This is a genomic window from Nostoc sp. FACHB-888 (genome assembly GCF_014696655.1).
Taxonomy (GTDB): Bacteria; Cyanobacteriota; Cyanobacteriia; order Cyanobacteriales; family Nostocaceae; genus Nostoc.
In genome coordinates, this window is sequence record NZ_JACJQM010000065.1 from 1 (window position 1) to 14,995 (window position 14,995).

The 14,995-nt window shown below is 42.1% G+C and carries 17 protein-coding genes, 2 tRNA genes and 1 pseudogene; 13 read left to right on the forward strand and 7 right to left on the reverse strand.

Annotation, left to right across the window (positions count from 1 at the left end):
• Window positions 1-277: 277 nt before the first annotated feature.
• Window positions 278-853, reverse strand: coding sequence for a GNAT family N-acetyltransferase (locus H6G26_RS27070; RefSeq protein ID WP_190733010.1), 576 nt, complete (start codon window positions 851-853; stop codon window positions 278-280).
• A gap of 390 nt (window positions 854-1,243) precedes the next feature.
• On the opposite strand from H6G26_RS27070, the gene bioB reads away from it, so the two are divergent.
• Complete coding sequence (gene bioB / locus H6G26_RS27075; RefSeq protein ID WP_190733011.1) at window positions 1,244-2,251, forward strand: biotin synthase BioB; 1,008 nt, start codon at window positions 1,244-1,246, stop codon at window positions 2,249-2,251.
• 87 nt (window positions 2,252-2,338) lie between these two features.
• Here bioB and H6G26_RS42860 read toward each other — a convergent pair.
• Window positions 2,339-2,611, reverse strand: a pseudogene (locus H6G26_RS42860) (MarR family transcriptional regulator); the annotation flags it as partial.
• Window positions 2,612-2,626: 15 nt separating this feature from the next.
• Window positions 2,627-2,812, reverse strand: coding sequence for a hypothetical protein (locus tag H6G26_RS42865; RefSeq protein WP_242053894.1), 186 nt, complete (start codon window positions 2,810-2,812; stop codon window positions 2,627-2,629).
• 15 nt (window positions 2,813-2,827) lie between these two features.
• On the opposite strand from H6G26_RS42865, the gene H6G26_RS27085 reads away from it, so the two are divergent.
• Window positions 2,828-3,280, forward strand: coding sequence for an EamA family transporter (locus H6G26_RS27085; RefSeq protein WP_347242509.1), 453 nt, complete (start codon window positions 2,828-2,830; stop codon window positions 3,278-3,280).
• Window positions 3,281-3,347: 67 nt separating this feature from the next.
• On the opposite strand, the gene petL is transcribed toward H6G26_RS27085, so the two are convergent.
• Window positions 3,348-3,443, reverse strand: coding sequence for a cytochrome b6-f complex subunit PetL (gene petL, locus H6G26_RS27090; RefSeq protein WP_100899295.1), 96 nt, complete (start codon window positions 3,441-3,443; stop codon window positions 3,348-3,350).
• A gap of 152 nt (window positions 3,444-3,595) precedes the next feature.
• Between petL and aroB the strand changes: the two genes are divergently transcribed.
• Both aroB and H6G26_RS27100 read left to right on the forward strand, forming a co-directional pair.
• Window positions 3,596-4,687: a 3-dehydroquinate synthase gene (gene aroB / locus H6G26_RS27095; RefSeq protein ID WP_190733013.1), complete on the forward strand. Its 1,092-nt coding sequence runs from the start codon at window positions 3,596-3,598 to the stop codon at window positions 4,685-4,687.
• Between the two features lie 82 nt (window positions 4,688-4,769).
• Window positions 4,770-5,348: a Uma2 family endonuclease gene (locus H6G26_RS27100; protein WP_190733015.1), complete on the forward strand. Its 579-nt coding sequence runs from the start codon at window positions 4,770-4,772 to the stop codon at window positions 5,346-5,348.
• Between the two features lie 104 nt (window positions 5,349-5,452).
• On the opposite strand, the gene H6G26_RS27105 is transcribed toward H6G26_RS27100, so the two are convergent.
• Complete coding sequence (locus tag H6G26_RS27105; protein WP_190733017.1) at window positions 5,453-5,767, reverse strand: S-layer protein; 315 nt, start codon at window positions 5,765-5,767, stop codon at window positions 5,453-5,455.
• A 746-nt stretch (window positions 5,768-6,513) separates the two neighbouring features.
• On the opposite strand from H6G26_RS27105, the gene H6G26_RS27110 reads away from it, so the two are divergent.
• From H6G26_RS27110 to H6G26_RS27120, 3 genes are all read left to right on the forward strand, one after another.
• The gene (locus H6G26_RS27110) at window positions 6,514-6,744 is read left to right on the forward strand and encodes a hypothetical protein (protein ID WP_190733019.1); all 231 of its coding nucleotides are present in this window, start codon (window positions 6,514-6,516) and stop codon (window positions 6,742-6,744) included.
• 241 nt (window positions 6,745-6,985) lie between these two features.
• The gene (locus H6G26_RS27115; protein WP_190733021.1) at window positions 6,986-7,411 is read left to right on the forward strand and encodes a thioesterase family protein; all 426 of its coding nucleotides are present in this window, start codon (window positions 6,986-6,988) and stop codon (window positions 7,409-7,411) included.
• 187 nt (window positions 7,412-7,598) lie between these two features.
• Window positions 7,599-7,847 (forward strand): hypothetical protein, encoded by a 249-nt coding sequence (locus H6G26_RS27120; protein ID WP_190733023.1) that lies wholly within the window; start codon window positions 7,599-7,601, stop codon window positions 7,845-7,847.
• A gap of 13 nt (window positions 7,848-7,860) precedes the next feature.
• Here H6G26_RS27120 and H6G26_RS27125 read toward each other — a convergent pair whose 3' ends face one another.
• A complete protein-coding gene (locus tag H6G26_RS27125) occupies window positions 7,861-8,658 on the reverse strand; it encodes an RNA methyltransferase (protein WP_190733025.1) in 798 nt (265 codons plus the stop codon).
• A 53-nt stretch (window positions 8,659-8,711) separates the two neighbouring features.
• Window positions 8,712-8,793: transfer RNA gene (locus H6G26_RS27130), tRNA-Leu, on the reverse strand.
• Window positions 8,794-9,195: 402 nt separating this feature from the next.
• Here H6G26_RS27130 and murA point away from each other — a divergent pair.
• From murA to H6G26_RS42870, 6 genes are all read left to right on the forward strand, one after another.
• On the forward strand, window positions 9,196-10,563 hold the full coding sequence (gene murA, locus H6G26_RS27135) for a UDP-N-acetylglucosamine 1-carboxyvinyltransferase (RefSeq protein WP_190733053.1): 1,368 nt from the start codon (window positions 9,196-9,198) through the stop codon (window positions 10,561-10,563).
• A gap of 349 nt (window positions 10,564-10,912) precedes the next feature.
• Entirely contained in the window at window positions 10,913-11,791 is an 879-nt protein-coding gene (locus H6G26_RS27140; RefSeq protein ID WP_190733027.1) for a M48 family metallopeptidase, read from the forward strand.
• Window positions 11,792-11,968: 177 nt separating this feature from the next.
• Complete coding sequence (locus tag H6G26_RS27145; RefSeq protein WP_190733030.1) at window positions 11,969-12,889, forward strand: hypothetical protein; 921 nt, start codon at window positions 11,969-11,971, stop codon at window positions 12,887-12,889.
• A gap of 526 nt (window positions 12,890-13,415) precedes the next feature.
• Window positions 13,416-14,537 (forward strand): alpha-hydroxy acid oxidase, encoded by a 1,122-nt coding sequence (locus H6G26_RS27150; RefSeq protein ID WP_190733032.1) that lies wholly within the window; start codon window positions 13,416-13,418, stop codon window positions 14,535-14,537.
• A 112-nt stretch (window positions 14,538-14,649) separates the two neighbouring features.
• Window positions 14,650-14,733: transfer RNA gene (locus H6G26_RS27155), tRNA-Leu, on the forward strand.
• A gap of 31 nt (window positions 14,734-14,764) precedes the next feature.
• A complete protein-coding gene (locus H6G26_RS42870; protein ID WP_242053896.1) occupies window positions 14,765-14,986 on the forward strand; it encodes a hypothetical protein in 222 nt (73 codons plus the stop codon).
• Window positions 14,987-14,995: the final 9 nt, after the last annotated feature.

Here is a 14,995-nt window from a genome sequence, read left to right on the forward strand (position 1 = left end):
GTGTGCTCTTCCGATCTGAAGAAAATATTTTTTTTGCCCTCAGCAATCAAGGGTTTAAAGCCCCTAAATTTATTTATGAATAAAGATAAAAAATACAGCGTCCATTATAAATCCCCTAAATTTATGTATGGGGATTACCTCCTGCCTCCTGCCTTCTTCCTACTGCCTCCTTAAATTAATAGGACTGTGCATTTTTTCAGAGATTATTTATTACATTTACCAATAGTTATAGCAAGTAAGTAAAATATATTATCTTAAAAATTATACTCAGCCGTTTTTAAAATTTAGGTGCTTGCCAATTAGGATTGATGAGACTTGTCATAATATGATCTTCCCATTGCCCATTAATTAATAAATAATCTCTAGCATATCCTTCAATGACAAAACCGAGTCTTTTGAGTACATTGCCACTGCGCCGATTGTGGGGCATATAATTAGCCATAACTCGGTGAAAGTTTAACTCTTGAAATAGATATTGAGTTGCGGCTTTTAGCCCTTCTGTCATATATCCTTTACCTTGTTTACTTTCAGCAAGGCTATATCCCACGTAGCAAAAATGAGCGACTCCTCGGACAAAATTGCTAAAATTAACAGTTCCAATAATTACAGTGGGATTTGTTTTTGTAAAAATAAATAGCTTTAACGATTGCCCATTAATAAATTCTAGAAAACTATTCTCTATTTGATATTGCCAATATTCTTCAGTGAAAAAACCATCAGCCCAAAGAGGGTAGAATGGAGTGAGATAGGTTTTGTTATGAATGAAGTATTTGAGAATTTGGGGTATATCTTCATGGATCGCTGCTCGTAATAATAAGCGATCGCTTGTAATTAGTGGCAATTCTGATATCATAATCGACGGTATATCTTCCCAGCACATTCTCTAAATTTTATAAATTCTCTCATACGTACGCTTTAACAGCAGCAATAAGATTAACTGTCTCATTATCAGTACAATTGCCCAATGACGCCACTTGCTTCAAGTCGGCAGAGCCGCCCAACGCAGTGGCTCCCCAATACCCAATGTATAGGGTAAGTATTTATGCTGATAATCTGCCATTCATCCAAAATCTTGATAAGCTGATGTCTAATATCTAGAGCGGAAGGATTGAGAGCCAATGGGTGATAAAGCACAGTACGCGGCATAACTTCGATGAAATCGCTTTGCCCAAACGCTGTACCGTAGGAAATTCAACCAAAAGACAGCTCAAGATTTAACCCAGTCTACAAGAAGGATAGTGATGTGGTGGGAATACGCTACGATTGGCAGGAATTAGAGATTCGGGCGATATACAACACGCCATTGCTAGAGTTGATTTATCAAGCTGCTAGCGTGCATCGCCAATATCATGACCCAACAAAAATACAAGTTTGTAAGCTTATATCTATTAAAACGGGAGGTTGCCCAGAAGATTGTAGCTACTGTGCCCAATCTTCCCGCTATAAAACAGAGGTAAAGGCACAAGCACTCCTAGAAAAAGAAACAGTAGTTAGCATCGCCCAGAAAGCTAAAGAAACTGGTGTTAGTCGCATCTGCATGGGTGCTGCTTGGCGGGAAGTGCGGGATAACTCGCAATTTGAGGAAGTCCTGGAAATGGTCAAGGATGTAACCTTAATGGGTCTAGAAGTGTGCTGCACTCTGGGTATGCTGACGGCAAATCAGGCCAAGAAATTAGAAGAAGCAGGACTTTACGCCTACAACCATAACTTAGATACCTCGCAGGAATATTACAGCACAATTATTACCACGAGAACTTATAGCGATCGCTTGAACACAATCGAGAATGTCCGTCAGACAAATGTTACGGTATGTTCCGGCGGTATCCTGGGTTTGGGCGAAACTGTTGATGACCGGGTTGGGATGTTACAAACTCTGTCAAATTTACATCCGCATCCAGAGTCAGTGCCAATTAATATTCTTTCACAAGTACCAGGCACACCCTTAGAAAATCAGCCTGATGTCCCCATTTGGGATATTGTGCGGATGATTGCCACAGCCAGAATTTTAATGCCAGCTTCTGATGTGCGTCTGAGTGCCGGTAGGGCTAGACTTTCTCAAGTAGAACAAGCTTTCTGTTTTATGGCAGGAGCCAATTCTATCTTTTCCAGCGACGACAACAAAATGTTGACAGTGACTACTCCCTGTCCAGATTATGATAGCGATCGAGAAATGTTGAATTTACTTGGTTTGGGGATGCGTCCACCTTCCCAAAGGCAAGAGAAGGTAGCGAGTCCGGCTGTTGTAGGATAAATATTTGATTTCGTGCAAAACATTTAGTCTGGATCTGAATCCTTGACTAAATGTTTTTTGTTATCCCTTTCTTCAAGCAAGTTGTTGCTATTCTCCTTCAAATGAAGTCAAGAGTTTTCTTAACAGCACAATCAATAATTCCCGCTCTGATGGTTGCAAAACACTGAGGATGCGATGCTCATTGTCAACATGAGCTTCTACGGCTTTCTCAATTAAGTTGAAACCTTCTTCTGTCATTTTAATTAAAGTGCCGCGCCGATCGCTCGGATCTGGAATTCTTTGTACCAACCCAGCTTGCTCAAGTTGGTCAACGCGATGCGTCATTGTGCCGGATGAAACCATCAAAGTGTTAAACAATGCCGTTGGTGATAGTTGTTAAGGAGCACCGGAGCGACGTAAGGTAGCTAACACATCAAATTCCCCAAGATTCAGACCAAACTGAGAAAACGTCTCTTGGATTGCGTGTTCAAAATGCTTGGCTACCCGTCCCATCCGCCCAATTACTCCCATTGGCGATACGTCCAAATCAGGACGCTCACGTTGCCATTGCGCCAAAATCATATCGACTGAATCGGAATTGGCGCTGCGATCGCAGGAGCAGTAACAATGGGCTTAGGAACGACATTAACCAAACGCTGGAAACGTCCAGTTTCTCTGCTGGTGTTTACGGCATGGCAATTGGCGATCGGCGGGATGATTCTTTTACCTATTGCTCTAGTTGTTGAAAAACCGTTGACTCACCTGAGTGTGACAAACCTATTGGGATTTGTCTATTTGGGTTTGGTGGGAACTGGGCTAGCTTATATGCTTTGGTTTCGCGGAATTGAACGATTAAAAGCCACAGCTGTTTATTGCTTGGGATTGATGAGTCCGGTAGTTGCAACACTGATGGGATTTCTGGTGTTACATCAAACGCTAATGCCAATTCAACTGATTGGAGCAGCGATCGTACTAGTGAGTGTTTTAGTGGGACAACAAATTAATCGATTAGGCGATCGTTCGACCACTTTTAAGCACAACTCATTGTGAATTTAGGGACAGGCAGAGTGCCCGTCCTTCAAAAATCATAGGTTGATAGGTTGAATGTATCTCTGGGTTAAATTATTTTGGCAGTCCGCAAACCGAACAGCAGACCGACAGCCAAACCAAAGAACAAAGCTAAAAAGCCGATGTAAGCTACAATTGCAAACATTTATGTTTCTCCACAATACTTTCTAAATCTATTGAATCATTAGTTGTTGGGCATTGGGCATTGGAAAACTTTTCCCTAATCCCCAGTCGCCAGTTCCCAATCCCCAGATTGCGATAGAATACAGCCCACGGGCGCTTGTTAGGGGTTGAGCAATGACTTCTGTAATTAATGTAAATTTACCAGAGCAGTCTTATGAGATTGCGATCGCATCTTTGAATTTAGATCAACTGGGTCAACAGATGGCCAGTCTCAAGCTAGGCAAGAAAGTACTGCTGGTTTCTAATCCTACTATTTTTAAGCATTTTGGGGAAAGAGCGATCGCATCCTTGACATCTGCTGGATTTGAAGTTGCTAGCTGCACTCTACCACCAGGGGAACGCTACAAAACCCTCAATTCCATCCAAAAACTCTACGATGTCGCCTTGGAAAACCGCTTAGAACGTTCTGCTACTATGGTGGCTTTGGGCGGAGGTGTGATTGGGGATATGACTGGCTTTGCAGCCGCAACCTGGCTGCGCGGCATTAATGTTGTCCAAGTTCCTACCACTCTTTTGGCGATGGTAGATTCGGCAATTGGTGGCAAAACTGGCGTAAATCATCCCCACGGTAAAAACTTGATTGGGGCATTCCATCAACCGCGTTTGGTTTTGATTGACCCAGATGTGTTAAAAACTCTACCTATGCGTGAGTTTCGCGCCGGAATGGCAGAAGTTATTAAATATGGTGTAATTTGGGATGCCGAATTGTTTGCCCAATTGGAAGCAAGTAAACGCCTCGACCAACTCCGCTATGTAAAACCTGAACTGATACACTCCATATTAATGCGCTCTTGTCAAGCAAAAGCTGATGTTGTTAGCAAAGATGAGAAAGAAGGCGGATTGCGGGCGATTCTCAACTATGGACATACCATCGGTCATGCAGTGGAAAGTTTGACTGGTTATCGTCTAGTGAATCACGGTGAAGCGGTGGCTATTGGCATGGTCGCAGCCGGTCAAATTGCCGTGGAATTGGGAATGTGGCAAAAAGAAGACACGGAACGTCAAAACGCTTTAATTCAAAAAGCGGGTTTACCGACTCAGCTACCATCTGGGGTGGATATTGAAGCAATTATTGAGGCATTGCAGTTAGATAAGAAAGTCAAAGCGGGAAAAGTACGGTTTGTTTTACCAACGGAGATTGGTGTAGTTACAGTTACCGACGAAGTGGCATCAGATATCATTCGGCAAGTTTTGCAGGGAACGTGAAGAATTCAGGAGTGAGAATAAAAATTAGTTGCTCTGTTCTTCAATTACGAATTACGAATTACGAATTACGAATTATTGACCCATGATACTCCAAGCAAAGAATCAATTAACCTTGCAAGAGTTCTTAAATATTCCACCAGGTGAGGGAGATATAAATTATGAACTTATTGATGGTCAAGCAATTCCTAAAATGTCACCAAAAAAATTCCACTCTAAACTTACCCGCGCCCTTCTGAATTCGATTGAGCAATGCTGTGAGGGTCAAGGAGAAGTTTGCCCAGAATTAGCTGTCGCATTAACCCGTCGAGGCCGAGATTGGATGCCAATACCGGATATTTTATATATTTCTAATGAACGTTTACCCCCTGATTGGGATCAAGAAGGAGCATGTTCTGTTCCTCCTGATTTGGTGATTGAAATTATTTCACCAGGGCAAACCTTTGGGCAAATGGCAGCTAAAGCCAAAGACTATTTAGATGCTAAGGTGCTGCGAGTGTGGGTGGTAGATAGTAAAGCGAGAAGCATTACTGTTTTTTATCCAGATGCAGCACCACAAACTTATATGGGAGAAGAACTACTCAAAGATTCTTTATTTGAGGGGTTGGAATTTACTGTTGAGCAGGTGTTTCAAAAGGCAAAAATACCATTAGATACCGAATAGTAAACTTTTTACATTTACCACAATTCTCTTCATCTCAACGTCCATCGAAATTTGAATCGGCGGCTTTTGCTACTCAAACTTTTATATCTTTAGTCAGCAACGCCCTATTTTTGAAGCTGCGGTTCTTTCTGCGGTTGCTGCTGGCTATTTGTTGGTTGCAATTTTTGAAATAAAGCTGGTGGCGTAGCTTTGCGGAATGCGCCGCAGTAGTGCATAGTCATAACCGCCTTGAAAGCCCAATGGTCTGATGGCACATCAGTAAAGGGATTTGGTAAAGTTTCTGCTTGATTTTGGATACAAGCATTCAAAACTTGATTCAATTTTGCTGAAGTGTTGGTTGTAGGTTCTTGAGATTTAACAGGGGTAACAAAGCTAGTAGTAGCTAGCACCACAGTTGTTATCAAAAGTTTCCAGTTCATAATTTGAGTCTTCTAGGGATGAAAGTCTACCCTATTTTAGTTCCCAGGCTGTTGCCCAGGAACTAGAATAAATTTGCTGAGATTAAGCGTTAGAAAACATGGTAAGCATTACTAACATAACAACTAATGCACTGATCCAAAGAGCTAACGATCCCCAACTAACTGAATCTTTTTGTACTTTTTGCCAGAAATTAGTAACTAAGTTATTCCGAATTGCCATTTTATAACCTCCAATTTTTATTAAACTTGTACTGACTCAATACATTAAGCCTGCATTGAGTAAATAGGGAACTCCAAAAAATAAATTATTCCGTTTGAGGTCGTTGACTGTGAACCGTCAACGGTCAACAGCTAACAGTCGCAATGGAATATTTTTTTAGTTGGAAGTCCCATAAAAGTTAATCTTTAGAGGTATCAGCCTTTATTTACTGAATCCCAGAGATTAACCAACATAGATTTAAATTAATTCATGCAACGAATGCCAATGCATATATCTCAACGCATTACTGAAATCTAAAAAACGAACAAAAATTTACAAAAACATATTTGTTGATGCTTAAATTAATTTTCCCATACGTAACTGTTTACACTCCAAAATTTGGCGATTTTGAGAAAAATCTTAACTTTGTCTTAACTAGGTATAAAAGTTAGTGTTTTTAAATCACAAACTACTTAAATATGGACGATGTTTCACTTTTACTCGTGATTTATCTAGACTTGAAAATAGACACAATTAACAGTAAATAATGGTGCAACAAATAAGACATAATGAACCGCAATATTTCTGCATCATTCCAGTTGAGAGAATTACGGCTAACCAAGACGAAGAAATTATCACCTTTGGTGTATCAGCCGACGATGCAAAAAAACAAGGTGAGGAATTATTAGCATCTACCTATGGTTGTAATCAATCACAAGTTTTGGAATTGCTCCAGCAAGCACGAATTGAACCAATAGCTCAGTGGTGTGCCCCTTAAAAGCGAACAGGCAATGTCTACGAGGGGCTATGCCTACGCATGAGTTAGTGAAGGCACTGAAATGGAAAAACTAATATAGAGAAGTCTAAGAAACAGCGCCGCACTACCAATTAAACTAAGTAGGTCGGCGTAAATAATTATTGTTGCAATAAGGCAGTTCTTGCTGGGAGCAGGGGGAGAAAAAGTTTGAGCCTTATTTACTTTTGTTTACATAGTTTGATTTTATTGCACCGACTTACTTATGCTGCCGTTCAAAACTCTGCTACGCGTTCGACACTATGAGATGGATGCCCTTGGGCATGTAAATAACGCCGTCTACCAAAATTATCTAGAACAAGCAGCCATTGAGCATTCAGAATACCTGGGTTTAACTTTGGATGTATATCGGCAAGTGGGTGGCGTATTTGTCATGCGGCGGGTAGAAATTGACTATTTACGCCCAGCAGTAGCAGGAGATACCCTAGAAGTCACTACCTGGTTGAAGGAAATGCGCGGGACTCGTGCCTTGCGATGCTACGAAATTCGTAAAAAAAACGAAGATAATTTGTTAGTCACGGCAGAGGCGCTATGGGTTTGGGTGGATGCACAGACAATGCGCCCACGACCAATTCCCAGTGTCATGTTAGACAAATTTTTGCAAATCCAAAACCCAGGTGTTACAACCTAAAAATGGTTAGTTATTCGACATTTAATGAATCTTAATTATTCTAATGAAAAACAAATGATTGATTTTTTACCCCAGGTAATGCGGATGATCAAGAATACACAACTATGATGTTATAAGTGCAAAATTTAAATTTGTAGAAACTGCAATCAAAATTAGCTCACTAAATCAGGATTTTCCAGTCAATATTATGGAGCAAAGTCAGCCACAAAACCGCCGCATCGCTGATCAAGTATTTCAAGAATCGCTTGATCAGTTGGAGGATATCTTACAAGAAAGTTCAGATGAAGAAATCCCACAACTCGCACAACTGCATAGTAGTAATTTTAGTGAAGTCGAAGATCAAGACTTAACAAATATTGATTTAGCCGCTCTTGAAGATGCAGTTGCTGATATTGAACAATATCTTGAAGAAAAGACAAAAACTAAAGAAAATTGATGATTTATGAGTTCTAAGTTTTAACTCCTAACTCTTGACTCATTTGCCGTCTAGCTTCGTACAACATCAAAGCGGCTGCGATCGCTACATTCAAAGATTCCACCCCAGGACTCAAAGGAATTCTTACTTGTTTGTCTGCGATCGCTGCTAATTCTGCCGACAATCCAGCACCCTCATTTCCCAGTAAAATCAGACTGGGTTTGCGCCAGTCCACGTCCCAATAAGTTAAAGTCGCACTGGGTAAGGTTGCCACTACCTGCATTCCTGCCTGTTGACTTTGTTGAACTGTAGCTTTTAAATCTTCGGTTACGGCCGTTGCTAGGCGAAACCATTGCCCTGCTGAAGCCCGGAGAACTTTAGGACTGTCTAAATCTACACTGTCTCCACTTACCCATAACCCTGATGCTCCAGCAGCAGCAGCAGCGCGGATCATGGTACCCAGGTTGCCGGGATCTTGCACGGTTTCTAAAGCCAGAATTATACCAGTAAATGGTAGTTGAGTTCGGTCTCCGCTTCGTTTTGCGGTTGCAACTACACCATCTGGTTGGACTGTAGTAGCGATCGCATCCAATACTTCTTTACTTACAATTTCGGCGCGATCGCTTTTACTACAAGCTTCTTCCCAGAGTGAGGGGTGGGCTGCTTGCCAATCTGGAGTACAACACACTGTTTCTAGTGGGTAATTCACCGCACAAGCTTCCTCTAACAGGTGTGTCCCTTCTAGTAAAAATAACTGCTGCTTGTACCGCTCCTTGGTGGAGTGAAGTTTGCGGATTTGCTTGACTAGGGAATTTTGTAAACTGGTCAACACAATTTTATATTTTGGATTTTGGATTTTCGATTAATAGAAAATCCAAAATGATATGCGGAACCCGGGACTTGAACCCGGAAGCCTTGCGGCACTAGAACCTGAATCTAGCGCGTCTGCCAATTCCGCCAGTTCCGCTCGCACTTGTACTTATCGACAATTTCCTATTATTGCGCTATGTTTTACCTTTGTCAAGTAAAAACATAACACCTCGTTTAAGAGGCTCAGACTGGAAACAAGTTTTTTAGGGGATAGTAGGTCGAATCAAAATATTAACTGAACAGTACGGCATCGATTTTTAGAGAACACTTAAGTTATTTTACTGAGTATTTAATTTAGCTTAAAACTACTACTTATTCGTTCGTTTTTATTAAATCTTTTAAAAGCTCAAAAGGCTTGCCATTGCTTCTTTTCAGCCTAAATTTTTCACCCAAAAACAATTTTTTTATGCAATATAATGTGGACAATTTGAATCTTTAATGTAGAATCAAAACCAACTTCAAACACCATAAAATACGTATTACTTTTGGAGGTAGGCTTATCAATCCTTCTACCAGCTTACCAGATGCCAAAATTGCTCCAGAAGCAGACTCCTCAGTCTTGCAAATTTGGGGTGGGCATCCTTTGCGAGGTCATGTGAAAATTAGCGGGGCAAAAAATGCAGCACTGGTAATCATGGCTGGAGCCTTGCTGTGTCCGGGCGATTGTCGTATCCGCAATGTCCCCTTATTGGCGGATGTAGAGCGGATGGGTCAGGTATTATCGGCTTTGGGTGTAAGCTTAACGCGGCAAGGCGATATTTTAGACATCAACGCCAGCGAAATTAAAACATCAAAAGCTCCCTACGAACTAGTTACCCAACTGAGGGCAAGTTTCTTCGCCATTGGTGCCATTCTGGCAAGATTGGGAGTAGCGCAGATGCCCTTACCAGGCGGTTGCGCTATTGGGGCAAGACCAGTTGACTTGCATGTTCGAGGACTGCAAGCAATGGGAGCGGAAGTACAAATTGAGCATGGCATTTGTAATGCCTACGTCCCTGGCAGCAGCCGGAGATTACAAGGCGCGAAGATTTACTTAGACATCGCCAGTGTCGGAGCGACAGAAAACTTGATGATGGCGGCTACCCTAGCAGAGGGTGAAACGATCATCGAAAATGCTGCCAGAGAACCAGAAGTAGTTGATTTAGCTAACTTCTGTAACGCGATGGGAGCGAAGATTAAGGGCGCGGGGACTAGCAGGATTATTATCGAAGGAGTCCCCAAGTTGCATTCTGTTGACTACAGTATCATTCCTGATCGTATTGAGGCCGGAACGTTTTTGCTGGCAGCAGCAATTACCCGTTCCGAACTTCTTCTCTCGCCAGTCGCTCCAGAACACCTTATACCAGTGATTGCCAAGCTGCGGGATATTGGGGTGACAATAATTGAGGAAAAGCCTGAACACTTACGTATTCTGCCGGCGGAAACTCTCAAGGCAACGGATATTGAAACTCAATACCATCCTGGTTTTCCTACAGATATGCAAGCGCCGTTCATGGCTTTGCTGACATTGGCCGAAGGCGACAGCGTGATTAACGAATCTGTCTTTGAAAATCGCTTGCGTCATGCCTCAGAGTTAAATCGCTTGGGGGCAGACATTCGTGTTAAAGGCAACGCTGCTTTCGTTCGGGGAGTACCGAAATTGTCTGGCGCACCAGTATTAGGTACGGACTTACGAGCATCGGCAGCGCTAGTCATAGCAGGACTGGCGGCAGAAGGAAAAACTACGATTCAAGGATTACAGCACCTCGATCGCGGCTATGATCGACTCGATATGAAATTGCAGCAATTGGGCGCTAAAATCCTCCGCGTAGGCGAAGCATCAGCAGATTCAGAAATTGCTTCCACTATCAGTAGTCTGTCAACTTGAAATTGATAGGTTAAAGAAGAGGCAAGGGAGCAAGGAGCAGGGGGGATGGAAAAGAGGAATTGGGGCAGAGTGCGCTTTGCTAAGGGAAGAGGAATTGAGGACAAAGGGAAAGACTTGTTGCAAATTCTCACCTCTTGTCAGCTTGTCTCCCCTGCTCCCCTACTTCTTCATTTCCCCCTGCCTCTCGGTTGAGACTGAGGCAAGAACAAGGAGAATGAGGGAGACAAGGTAAAATTTTCTCCCCCTATTTCCCCTGCCCAGCCTAGTTAAATCGTTATACTAACTGTGGGTGGCTGTTTGTCTAACCAGCCAGATTCCATAGTTGTGTTTTTTTATAGCTTGCTGCACTATGTCCTTCTTTAAAACCCCGCTAATTGGTTTAAAAGCTGACTCATTTCGTCATCCATTAGACCTGGAAGCTACCAAAACGCTCAAGCAAATACCAGGCATAGATATGTTGGTGCGAAATTGGCTTGGGCCGATGGCAGAGCAGGTTTTCTATGTAGAAAATATTGCCTCCAGCATTCTAGTGGGTGAAAAGCAACTGCCCGATTTATACAAGCTGTTGTTAGATGCCTGTAAAATTCTAGATATAGAGCCTCCCCAGTTGTACGTCCGCCAACATCCGGCTCCCAACGCCTATACTTTTGCAGTGCGGGGTAAGCAGCCGTTTGTTGTGTTACACACATCCCTGATTGATATTCTCACACCAGAGGAAATACAGGCAGTAATTGCCCACGAGTTGGGGCATCTCAAGTGTGACCATAGCGTTTATTTGACGCCTGTAAATTTATTAATATTAGCTGCGGCGATTGTGCCCAATGTTGGAACTTTCGTTGCTCAAGCGATACAGGCACAACTTTTAGAATGGGTACGCTGTGCTGAGTTTACCTGCGATCGCGCCGCATTACTAGCAACCCAAGACCCCAAAGTTGTCATGTCAGTATTGATGAAGCTGGCGGGTGGTTCCCCCACCTTAGCGCCACAACTGAATCTTGATGCCTTTGTTGCCCAAGCTCGCGCTTACGATGATATTAGCAAGACCGAACTAGGTGAAATGGTTAAAGCTGCCCGCACAGCCCAATTAACCCATCCAGTGCCAGTGCTGCGGGCGCGAGAAATTGACCGTTGGGCAAGCAGTACAGAATATCAATCTTTAATCCAAAGTCATGGACTGAAGTCTACAAGTAATGAAGTTGCACCCAAAGGTGGATGGCGAAACTGGTAAAGGGACTCGCGAAACTTGGTTATCTAAATTAGATGTGTTTTAGCTTACAATACCCCAGATGATTCGCTCATGCGTTGGCGCAGCCCGTCGTAGACATCGCACTTGCTAAAGTCCTTCAGGCAAGCTGTGGGCGATTCACTGTGATGTCAAATACTGGTACAGCCCAAAAATCAGCTAATGACCAGGTTTCCTTACGACCAATTTGCCAAAGATTATCTTAAAGAATTGTTACAACTATTGGGAGAAGTGGAAACAAGTCGGAAAGTTCCAGCCCAAATCCGAGAGATTGATGTTTATTTTGTACCTCCACCCCAATCCACAAGGAATACAATAAAATTAGGGCTGTTAGGAAAATTTGCGGCTGAACCTGCATTAGTTGAACCATTTAGAAATGCAGCTACAATTGCGGAGATCCGCAGTTGCATAAATAAGTTATTTGATATCTTTGCTGAAGTAAAGCGTCAAGCTAAAGGTGATAAAACTCGTCTTGGAGAATCAGAATTACCACGTCTGTGGATTTTATCACCCACGGATTCTGAATCTATATTGGATGGTTTTAGAACTAACCAAGATGAAGAGAATTGGGGAATAGGAGTAAATTTTTTAGGCGATTATTTTAGAACAGCAATTGTGGTAATTCACCAATTACCGTGTTCAGAAGAAACACTATGGTTGAGAATTTTAGGTAAGGGAAGAGTCCAGCAGCAAGCGGTAGACGAACTAGAAGCACTCCCACAAAATAATCCCTTACGTTCCAAAGCAATTGATTTATTATTGAATTTAAAAACTACTTTAGAATTCAATCAGAATATAGACGAAGAGGATAAAGATTTAATTATGCGTTTATCACCTATCTACGAGCAAAAATTAGCAGAAGTTAAACAAGAAGGAATCCAAGAAGGAATTCAAGAAGGAATGCAAGAAGGAATTCTAGCAGAACGTCGTAATGTTATAGAGAATTTGTTGCGAGTTCGCTTTGGTTCTTTAGATGCAGAACTAAGAGGAATTACTGAAGCTTTATTGGCATTATCTCCAGAGGAATTTACTCCTTTATTGCTGCAACTATCTAAAGAGGAATTATTAAATAGATTACTTTAGAAGAACTCAGTCGGAGATACTGGGTTTTACAGCTTTACAAAGAAATCGATGATTACTTAGGAGCGTGAATTAAATAAAATGCAAAACTTCATACTGTATCTAGCTTCCCTCTCCTTCTAAAAGCTATGGTGTACACACAAGTTTTGTCGCAATCATATCTTTATTAAAAAATCTTGCACTGCGTATCCCGCCTCGGAATGAATTCCGAGTCTCATAACCAAAGCCCACTTAAGTGGACTAAATTGATTGTTCAGTCCACTTAAGTGGACTTGAGCTATTAGCCCTGAACTTTAGTTCTGGGCGAGATGTCGGTGAGTGTGAGAGTTTAACTCTGACAAAATGTGGGTAAAAGAGTTGAAAGCTGTGTGGACAGCACTTGTATGTACACCGTAGCCTTATAAACAAGAGGAATTGAGGGTGAGGTAAGCCAAGGACATAAATTATATGTTATTTATTATTCCTTAAGCTTCTTCAATCGGACAATCGGATTAAAAAACATCCCATTGCTTAACCCACAGCCTTTACCATGACAGTTGTATCCAACGACCATCGCTTTCAACCCATAAATCTGTTTGAGTACGAAAAGCTAGCAAAAGAGCATCTATCTCAAATGACGCTTGATTACTATAGCAGTGGTGCTTGGGACGAAATCACACTACGGGATAATCGTGCTGCCTTTGAGAGACTCAAATTGCGACCTCGTGTATTAGTCAATGTAAGCGATCGCAATCTAACCACCTCCATTTTAGGACACCCCCTGCAACTACCTTTATTAATTGCGCCGATGGCTTTTCAATGTCTAGCTCATCCAGATGGAGAAATTGCCACGGCTCTAGCTGCGGCATCAGCTGGTGTGGGTATGGTGTTAAGTACAATGGCCACAAAGAGCATTGAAGAAGTGGCAAGTGCATGTGATAATCTTCCAGATTCTCTGCGATGGTTCCAGCTTTACATCCATAAAGATCGAGGATTAACTCGTGCTTTGGTAGAAAAAGCCTATAAAGCAGGCTACAAAGCACTTTGTTTAACTGTAGATGCACCTGTTCTCGGACAGCGAGAGAGAGATAGACGTAACGAGTTTGCCTTACCCCTAGACTTACATCTGGCTAATCTTGCCACCATCTCAGGACTAGATATTTCCCACGAGAAAGGCGAATCTGGTTTATTTACCTATTTTGCCCAACAGCTAAACCCAGCAGTAACCTGGCACGATTTAGAATGGTTGCAATCTTTATCTCCACTACCTTTAGTTATCAAAGGAATTTTACGGGGGGATGATGGTGTGCGAGCTGTAGAATATGGAGCCAAAGCAATTGTTGTTTCCAATCATGGTGGCAGACAGCTCGATGGTGCGATCGCATCTTTAGACGCTCTAGCTGAAATAGTAGCAGCAGTAAATGGTAAAGTCGAAATACTCTTAGATGGAGGCATCCGTAGGGGCACAGATATTCTCAAAGCTTTGGCATTAGGAGCAAAAGCGGTACTGATCGGACGACCCATTTTGTGGGGGCTAGCAGTATCAGGGCAACTTGGTGTATCTAATGTCATCTCACTGCTACAAGATGAGTTAAATGTGGCAATGGCACTTAGCGGCTGTGCAAAACTAGATGATATTGACCCTAGTTTATTGATTCTGCCACGCCTCTAAGCCAGAAAATTCTTCAACCTATGTATTATTCCAGCAAAGCTTTAAAAATTAATTTTCAGACTTGTTACAAAATCGCTTAATTAGAGTACAATAATTAAGGTTAGATATTTAAGGGCGGGTGGCGAAATTGGTAGACGCACCACACTCAAAATGTGGCGACCTTGCGGTCATAGGAGTTCGATTCTCCTCCTGCCCACTACCAAAAAAATACTATAGAGGTGAAACTAATGCGCCTAAAAAGATGGGAATCTCCCCGTAAAGAAGGCAGGAACGATAAAGGTAGAGGCGGTTCTGCAAGGAAGAGGCAACTCAAAAAACAAAGGCAAATGTTACGACAAAGGCTCAAAGAAGGTAATAAACCAGACAATAAGAAAAACAATAGAGCAGGGGAAGATCAGTTTATCTTCCCCTTATTTTTTGGACTTTTATTTCAGAAAAAAATAATTTAATGGTTTTTC